Origin of the sequence: Pseudomonas sp. CAN1 (assembly GCF_030462585.1) — a bacterium.
GTDB lineage: Bacteria > Pseudomonadota > Gammaproteobacteria > Pseudomonadales > Pseudomonadaceae > Pseudomonas.
In genome coordinates this window covers 1-6,662 of sequence record NZ_JASMRU010000070.1, presented here as the reverse complement: position 1 = coordinate 6,662, position 6,662 = coordinate 1, and the positions used below count along the sequence as shown (strand labels likewise).

At 67.8% G+C, this 6,662-nt stretch carries 7 protein-coding genes and 1 pseudogene; 7 read left to right on the top strand and 1 reads right to left on the bottom strand.

All coding sequences use genetic code 11. The features are described 5' to 3' along the window. A partial coding sequence (locus tag QO207_RS30900; RefSeq protein WP_301536058.1) for an aldehyde dehydrogenase family protein occupies positions 1–205 on the top strand: 205 nt, incomplete at its 5' end. A gap of 452 nt (positions 206–657) precedes the next feature. Here the strand turns inward: QO207_RS30900 and QO207_RS30895 are convergent. Then, complete coding sequence (locus QO207_RS30895; protein ID WP_301536057.1) at positions 658–2,586, bottom strand: sigma-54-dependent Fis family transcriptional regulator; 1,929 nt, start codon at positions 2,584–2,586, stop codon at positions 658–660. A 413-nt stretch (positions 2,587–2,999) separates the two neighbouring features. On the opposite strand from QO207_RS30895, the gene pqqA reads away from it, so the two are divergent. The 6 genes and pseudogenes from pqqA to QO207_RS30865 form a co-directional block, all read left to right on the top strand. After that, a complete protein-coding gene (pqqA, locus tag QO207_RS30890; protein ID WP_003106462.1) occupies positions 3,000–3,071 on the top strand; it encodes a pyrroloquinoline quinone precursor peptide PqqA in 72 nt (23 codons plus the stop codon). 47 nt (positions 3,072–3,118) lie between these two features. Beyond that, a complete protein-coding gene (gene pqqB / locus QO207_RS30885) occupies positions 3,119–4,033 on the top strand; it encodes a pyrroloquinoline quinone biosynthesis protein PqqB (RefSeq protein ID WP_301536056.1) in 915 nt (304 codons plus the stop codon). Between the two features lie 20 nt (positions 4,034–4,053). After that, positions 4,054–4,803: a pyrroloquinoline-quinone synthase PqqC gene (gene pqqC / locus QO207_RS30880; protein ID WP_301536055.1), complete on the top strand. Its 750-nt coding sequence runs from the start codon at positions 4,054–4,056 to the stop codon at positions 4,801–4,803. Continuing rightward, on the top strand, positions 4,803–5,081 hold the full coding sequence (gene pqqD / locus QO207_RS30875; protein ID WP_301536054.1) for a pyrroloquinoline quinone biosynthesis peptide chaperone PqqD: 279 nt from the start codon (positions 4,803–4,805) through the stop codon (positions 5,079–5,081). Before pqqC ends, pqqD begins: the two co-directional genes overlap by 1 nt. Further along, a complete protein-coding gene (pqqE, locus tag QO207_RS30870; protein WP_301536053.1) occupies positions 5,053–6,201 on the top strand; it encodes a pyrroloquinoline quinone biosynthesis protein PqqE in 1,149 nt (382 codons plus the stop codon). The genes pqqD and pqqE overlap by 29 nt, the downstream gene beginning before the upstream one ends. Before the next feature lie 2 nt (positions 6,202–6,203). After that, a pseudogene (locus QO207_RS30865) lies at positions 6,204–6,662 on the top strand (S9 family peptidase); the annotation flags it as partial.

The window sequence follows — 6,662 nt, the reverse complement described above, 5'->3', positions numbered from 1 at the left end:
CTCGTCGATCTACACCCGCAACCTCAGCGCTGCACTCAAGGCCAGCCGCGAGCTGGACTTCGGCGAGACCTACATCAACCGCGAGAACTTCGAGGCGATGCAGGGCTTCCATGCCGGCACCCGCAAATCGGGCATCGGCGGCGCGGATGGCAAGCATGGGTTGTATGAGTACACGCATACGCATGTGGTTTATGCGCAGGAGTGACGTTACGGAGCCTCTTGCAGGCTGATGTGCCTGCCTGCAAGAGCCCCTCACCCTAACCCTGGCTGCGCGCCCCGCTCCGAAGGGAGAGGGGACTGGATCGGCGTGAGGCGCGACTTCGGTTTACTCCTGATCCTGACGTGTCAGGAGAGCACGGTCGGGGCGCCTCACTCGAATACTCCCTCTCCCTTCGGAGCGGGGCGCGCAGCCAGGGCTGGGGAGAGGGTGCCAGGGCGTGCACGGTGTTTCCTGGGAAACGGAATGCCGTATCACCGTTTTGCTTGGGCGGGCCTTCCTTGCCAGGTGAGGCTCGCTCCTTTTTCCCTGCGCCTGAAGTTGGGCTTTACGTAGGAGCGGACTCCGTCCGCGATAGGTCCGCATCGCGCCGGAGGCCATCGCGGACGGAGTCCGCTCCTACAACACAGCCTCAACGGACGCAGGGAAAAGGGAAACGATCAATACAACGCGTTGGGCTGCACGATGCCGTGCTTCTTCATCTTCCGATACAGGGTCGACCGGGCAATGCCGAACTGTTCCGCCACCGCACTGACGTTCCATTGCCGCTCGCGCAGCGCCGCCAGCAGGTGGCGCGCCTCGTCGTCGTCCAGGCGGGTGGCGAGGGCGGTGGCGGGTGCGTGGGTTTCGGCAGCGACGGCGGGAGCGGCCTGATGCAACTCCATCGGCAGACAGTCCAGATCGATGCGGCCGTCCTCGGCAAGGGCGGCGGCGTAGCGCAAACAGTTCAGCAACTGGCGGATGTTGCCCGGCCACGGATGGCCGCGCAGCCGCTCACGCACGGCGCTATCGAGATGCAGCTTGCCGCCCAGGCCGGCCAGCAGGCTGTCGATCAGTGCTTCGCGGTCAGTGCGCTCGCGCAGCGCCGGCAGTTGCAGGGTCATGCCGGCGAGGCGGTAGAACAGGTCCTCGCGGAAGCCCTTGGCGCGGATCATTTCGGCCAGGTTCTGGTGGGTTGCCGAGACCACCTGAACGTCCAGCGCTACCGGCGCTTCGGCGCCCAGCGGGAGGATTTCCCGTTCGGCCAGCACGCGCAGCAGGCGCGTCTGCAGGTGCGCGGGCATGTCGCCGATCTCGTCGAGGAACAGCGTGCCGCCGTTGGCCAGTTCCAGCTTGCCCTTCATGCCTTTCTTGCTGGCACCGGTGAAGCTGCCGCCGCGGTAGCCGAACAGTTCGCTCTCGATCAGGCTTTCCGGGATCGCTGCGCAGTTCAGCGCGACGAAGGGCCCGGCGTGGCGTGCGCTGGCCTGGTGGATGGCGCGAGCAAAGGCTTCCTTGCCGGTGCCGGTCTCGCCGGTGACGAGGATGGCGATGCCCTTGTCGAGCACCTTGCGCAGCTTGCGCACACCGTCCTGCAGGCGCGGGTCGGCGCCGGCGAGGCGGTCGAGGTCGGGATGCTCCGGGCTTTTCGACGCAGCAGCGGCTGGCGCTTGGCGCCGCGGCGGGCTGGCCGGGGTACGCAGGCCGACGTCCACCAGCGCGTGATCAGCCAGGGTGCGCAGGCGGATACCCCGCGCGCCGCCCTTGCTCAGGTCGAGCAGCTGGTCGACGTCCGCCTCCAGCAACTGCTCGATGCGGCTGCCCAGCAGTTCGCCGCGGAAGGCGTTGAAGGCAGCATGGTTGCCGCCAATCACCCGGCCCTGTTCGTCGAGGGCGATCAGCTGTTCGTTGGCCAGGTCCGACACCTCGTCGCGGGCCTTCAGCGACAGGGTCAGGCGGTCGCGGTAGCGCTGGCGGAAGCTGGCGTTCTCGATCAGCCGGGCATACAGGATCACCAGTTGCAGGGTCAGGTACTGCGCGTCCTTGGGCCCGTCGTTGTAAAGGCAGGTGGCGTTCAGGCAGCCGCGCAGATTGTGCTGGGCGTCGAAGATCGGCGCCACCGAGCAGCTCAGGCGGAAGTTGCTCACCAGGAAGTGTTCCTGGCGGTGGATGGTCAGCGCCTCGCCGGCGGCCAGCGCGGTGCCGATGCCGTTGGTGCCGGCGAGGGATTCGTCCCAGCGCGCGCCGACGATCAGCCCGGCCTGGGTGTAGCGGTCGCGCTCGCTGGGCAGGCGCGCATCGAGGGTGATGCCGCGCTCGTCGCTGAGCAGCACCGCGAAGCCTGCCGGCAGCACGCGCCGGGCGAGGCCGGTGACGCCCTGGCTGGCAATCGCCAGGTAGTCCTGGTGCAGGCTCTGGTGCTCGCGGATTTCCCCGGCGGTGAGGATGTGCTTTTCCGCCCGCGCGCGCGGGTCGAGATGGTGCTCCATCACGCTGCGGTACCAGGAGCGCGCAATGGCGCCCTCGGGCTGGATGTCACGTTCGCCGAAGTGATCGGCGATGAAGGCGGCAAGGTCGTTCGGGCAGTTTTCCAGGGATTGCGGGTGCATGGTCACTCCCGGCGGCCGTCAGCTGGACTGCGGCGCATTGTTTTTGTAGGGGACCGGCTCCGTGTAGGGCCGTTCCTCGGACTCGCGTTCACAAGGTCGGTCAGTTTAGACCGGCCGGTCACGGCCGACGAGCCCTTGAGCAAGCCTGTGAGCAAGGCCTGTGCCGAAACACTTCGCGCGGGGCGCCCAGCCCCGCGCCAGACGGCCCGCCGCCCAGGGCGCCGGGCGCAACCGGGCAACGGCTGTCGCAGCGATGGGACAGTTGTAGCGGCGGGGCGCGACAGCTGTCGCTGGCCCGCTACCAAATCAGGGGGGAATCTCCTTCGAAAGTATCATTCGGAGCGCCCGACCCTGGTGTTTTACTCGACTTGCCGGTCCTGCCGGCGCCTTCCAACAAGAAAGAGGACAGACCCATGTGGACCAAGCCTAGCTTCACCGACCTGCGCCTTGGCTTCGAAGTGACCCTGTACTTCGCCAACCGCTGATCCACTGCGCCCCGGTCCGCCGGGGCCCCTGCCCACGGGGCACTGTCATGCACATCCGAATTCTCGGGTCGGCCGCCGGTGGCGGCTTTCCCCAGTGGAACTGCAATTGCCGCAACTGTCGTGGTGTCCGCGACGGCAGCGTGATCGCGCAGCCACGCACGCAATCCTCCATTGCGCTGTCGGACGACGGCGAGAACTGGATTCTCTGCAACGCCTCACCCGACATCCGCGTCCAGCTGGCGTCCTTCCCGGCCTTGCAGCCGGCGCGGCGCCTGCGCGATTCGGCGATTGCCGCCATCGTCCTGCTGGACAGCCAGATCGACCACACCACCGGCCTGCTCAGCCTGCGCGAAGGCTGCCCCCACGAGGTCTGGTGCACGGAGATGGTCCACCAGGACCTGTCCACCGGCTTCCCGCTGTTCCCCATGCTGTCGCACTGGAACGGCGGGCTGCGGCACAACCTCATTGCGCTGGATGCCGAACCCTTCGTCATCCCTGCCTGCCCGAACCTGCGCCTCACCGCCATCGCCCTGCGCAGCAGCGCGCCGCCGTATTCGCCGCACCGCGGCAACCCGCATCCGGGGGACAACATCGGCCTGTTCATCGAGGACCTGTCCACCGGTGGCAAGCTGTTCTACGCACCGGGCCTGGGCCAGGTGGACGACGAGCTGCTGGGCTGGATGCGCCGTGCCGATTGCCTGCTGGTGGACGGCACGTTGTGGCGCGACGACGAGATGCGCGTCTGCGAAGTGGGCGACAAGCTCGGCAGCGAGATGGGCCACCTGGCCCAGAGCGGGCCGGGCGGGATGATCGAGGTGCTCGACGGCATCGACGGCCCGCGCAAGGTGCTCATCCACATCAACAACACCAATCCCATCCTCGACATCGCCTCGCCCGAACGCGCCGAACTGGACGCCCGTGGCATCGAGGTGGCCTTCGACGGCATGGGCATACAGCTATAAGACGCTGAAAGGAAAGCGCGATGATCCGTGAAGCCATGAGTCCTGCCGAGTTCGAACAGGCGCTGCGCGCCAAGGGCGCCTGCTACCACATCTACCACCCGTACCACGTGGCCATGTACGAAGGCCGCGCCAGCCGCGAGCAGATCCAGGGCTGGGTGGCCAACCGGTTCTACTACCAGCTGAACATCCCGCTGAAGGACGCGGCGATCCTCGCCAACTGCCCGGACCGCGAGGTGCGCCGCGAATGGCTGCAGCGCATCCTCGACCACGACGGCGCGCCCGGCGAGGAGGGCGGTATCGAAGCCTGGCTGCGCCTGGCGGAATCCGTCGGGCTGGACCGCGAGCAGGTGCTGTCGCAGGAGCTTGTGCTGCCCGGCGTGCGCTTCGCCGTGGACGCCTACGTCAACTTCGCCCGTCGCGCCAGCTGGCAGGAAGCCGCCAGCAGCTCGCTCACCGAGCTGTTCGCCCCGCAGATCCATCAGTCGCGCCTGGACAGCTGGCCGCAGCACTACCCGTGGATCGACGCCAGCGGTTACGACTACTTCCGCAAGCGCCTGTCCCAGGCGCGCCGCGATGTCGAGCACGGCCTGCGCATCACCCTGGAGCACTACCGCACCCGCGAGGCCCAGGAACGCATGCTGGAAGTCCTGCAGTTCAAGCTCGACGTGCTGTGGAGCATGCTCGACGCGATGAGCATGGCCTATGAACTGGAGCGCCCGCCGTACCACACGGTGACGAGCGAGCGCGTGTGGCACAGGGGTGTAGTGTGATGAGCCTGCCTTCGCTGGACAGCATCCCGGCGCTGCGCCGGGGGTTCCGCCTGCAGTTCGAGCCGGCCCAGGGCTGCCATGTGCTGCTCTATCCTGAAGGGATGGTGAAACTCAACGACAGCGCCGGGGCGATCCTCGACCGCGTCGATGGCCTGCGCGACGTCGCCGGCATCATCGATGGCCTGCGTGCCGATTTCCCCGGCGTGCCGGGTATCGACGAAGACATCCTGGCATTCCTCGAGGTGGCCCATGCGCAATTCTGGATCGAGCTGCGCTGAAGCGCCGGTAGGCCCGCCGCTGTGGCTGCTGGCCGAGCTGACCTACCGTTGCCCGCTGCAGTGCCCGTACTGCTCCAACCCGCTGGACTTCGCCAAGGGCGGCGAGGAGCTGAGCACCGCGCAGTGGATCGAGGTGTTCCGCCAGGCCCGCGAGATGGGCGCGGCGCAGCTGGGCTTCTCCGGCGGCGAGCCGCTGGTGCGCCAGGACCTTGCCGAACTGATCGCGGCGGCGCGCGGGCTGGGCTTCTACACCAACCTGATCACCTCCGGTATCGGCCTCAATGAGAAGCGCCTGAAGGAGTTCGCCGACGCCGGTCTCGACCATATCCAGATCAGCTTCCAGGCCGCCGACGAAGAGGTGAACAACCTGCTCGCCGGCTCGCGCAAGGCCTTCGCCCAGAAGCTCGCCATGGCCCGCGCGGTGAAGGCCCACGGCTACCCGATGGTGCTGAACTTCGTCACCCACCGGCACAACATCGACAGCATCGAGCGCATCATCGAGCTGTGCATCGAGCTGGAGGCGGACTTCGTCGAGCTCGCCACCTGCCAGTTCTACGGCTGGGCCGAGCTGAACCGTGCCGGCCTGCTGCCGACCCGCGAGCAGTTGCAACGTGCCGAGCGCATCACCGCCGAGTACCGCGAGCGCCTGGCCGCCGAGGGCAACCCGTGCAAGCTGATCTTCGTGGTGCCCGATTACTACGAGGAACGCCCCAAGGCCTGCATGGGCGGCTGGGGCAGCGTGTTCCTCGACGTCACCCCGGACGGCACCGCGCTACCGTGCCATAGCGCGCGACAACTGCCGGTGAAGTTTCCCAACGTGCGTGAGCACAGCCTGCAGCACATCTGGTACGAGTCGTTCGGCTTCAACCGCTTCCGTGGCGATGCCTGGATGCCCGAGCCGTGCCGTTCCTGCGACGAGAAGGAGCGCGACTTCGGTGGCTGCCGCTGCCAGGCGTTCATGCTCACCGGCGATGCCGAGGCCACCGACCCGGTGTGCGCCAAGTCGGCCCACCACGGCATCATCCTCGATGCCCGTCGCGAGGCAGAAACGGCCGCCGCGCCGCTCAGCGCGCTGACCCTGCGCAACGAGCGGGCCTCGCAACTGATCTGCAAGGCCTGAGCATGCAGCGCAGCGACTGGAGCGCCGAACGCGCGGTAGCCGCCGCCGGGGATTTCGCCGAGCTGCATGTGGCCCACGGCGGATTGCTGTGGGCGGCGTTCGACCCCACCAGCGCGCGCTGCCGGTTGTTCCTCCGCCGTGAAGGGCAGAGCGTCGAGCTGACGCCGCCCGGCGCTTCGGTGCGCAGCCGTGTCTACGAATACGGTGGCGGCTCCTGCTGCGCCACTGCCGACGGCGTGGCCTGGGTGGAAGAGGGCGACCAGCAGGTGTACTGGCTGCGCCTGGGCGGCGCGCCCCGGCCGCTCACCCACCGCGACGACTGCCGCTACGGCGACCTGCATTACGTGCCGGCGTGGAATGCGCTGCTGGCGGTTGAGGAAGAGAACGGCAGCGGCGGGGTGAACCACCGCATCGTCCGTCTCGACGCCGATGGCCGGCGCCGGGTGATCGCGTCGGGCGCC